This is a genomic window from Streptomyces sp. UH6 (assembly GCF_013421635.1).
GTDB lineage: Bacteria > Actinomycetota > Actinomycetes > Streptomycetales > Streptomycetaceae > Streptomyces > Streptomyces abyssomicinicus.
Genome location: NZ_JACADT010001406.1, coordinates 1 through 1,071 on the forward strand (window position 1 = coordinate 1; position 1,071 = coordinate 1,071).

The 1,071-nt window shown below is 75.4% G+C and carries 1 protein-coding gene; it reads right to left on the reverse strand.

The genetic code is table 11. The features are described 5' to 3' along the window. Window positions 1-1,068, reverse strand: a 1,068-nt coding sequence (gene galK / locus HW445_RS32190) for a galactokinase (RefSeq protein WP_180224282.1), incomplete at its 3' end; no start/stop codon positions are given. Window positions 1,069-1,071: the final 3 nt, after the last annotated feature.

A 1,071-nucleotide genomic window follows, 5' to 3' on the forward strand; every position in this document is an offset into this window, starting at 1 on the left:
GCCGTCGTCGACGAGCACGATGGCGGAGCCGCCGAAGCCGCCGCCGGTCATCCGCGCTCCGAGGGCGCCGGCCGACAGCGCCGCGTCGACCACCGCGTCGAGTTCGGGCGCCGAGACCCGGAAGTCGTCGCGCAGTGAGGCGTGGCCCTCGGTGAGGACGGGGCCGATGGCCCGGGTGTCCCCGGCGGACAGGAGCCCCACGACGCGCTCGACCCGCTCGTCCTCGGTGACGACGTGCCGGACCAGCCGCCGGATCTCCTCGTCGTCGATGCGCACGAGCGCCTCGTCCAGGTCCGCGTAGGGGATGTCCCGCAGCGCCCGCACGCCGAGGAGTTCGGCGCCGCGTTCGCAGCCGGCCCGGCGCTTGCCGTACTCGCCGCCGCTGTGGGAGTGCTTGACCTGGGTGTCGACGACGAGCAGCCGCATGCCCTCGGCGGCGAGGTCGAAGGGGATCTGGCGCCTGGTGCCGTCGCGGGTGTCGAGGAAGAGGGCGTGTCCGGCCTCGCAGCAGGCGGAGGCGGTCTGGTCCATGATCCCGGTGGGCGCGCCGACGTACTCGTTCTCGGCGCGCTGGCAGAGCCGGGCGAGGAGCGCCCGGTCGAGGCCGAGGCCGAAGAGGTCGTCGAGGGCGAGGGCGATGACGACCTCGAGCGCGGCGGAGGAGGAGAGCCCGGCTCCGCTGGGGACGGTGGAGGCGAGGTGGACGTCGGCCCCGGTGACCCGGTGTCCGGCGTCGTCCAGGGCCCAGACGACGCCCGCGGGGTAGGCGGTCCACCGCTTGTCGGAGCCGGGGAGGAGTTCGTCGACGCGGCGCTCGACGACGCCGCCCGGGACGTCGGCGGAGGAGAGGCGCAGTACGCCGTCCTCGCGGGGTGAGACCGCGGCGACGGCGACGTGGGGCAGGGCGAAGGGCATGACGAAGCCGTCGTTGTAGTCGGTGTGCTCGCCGATGAGGTTGACGCGGCCCGGGGCGGCCCAGACGCCGGCCGGTGCGGCGCCGTACAGCTCGGCGAACCGGCGGGCGACGGCCTCGGCGGCGGCCTCGGGGGCCTCGACGGCCTCGGTCATGTG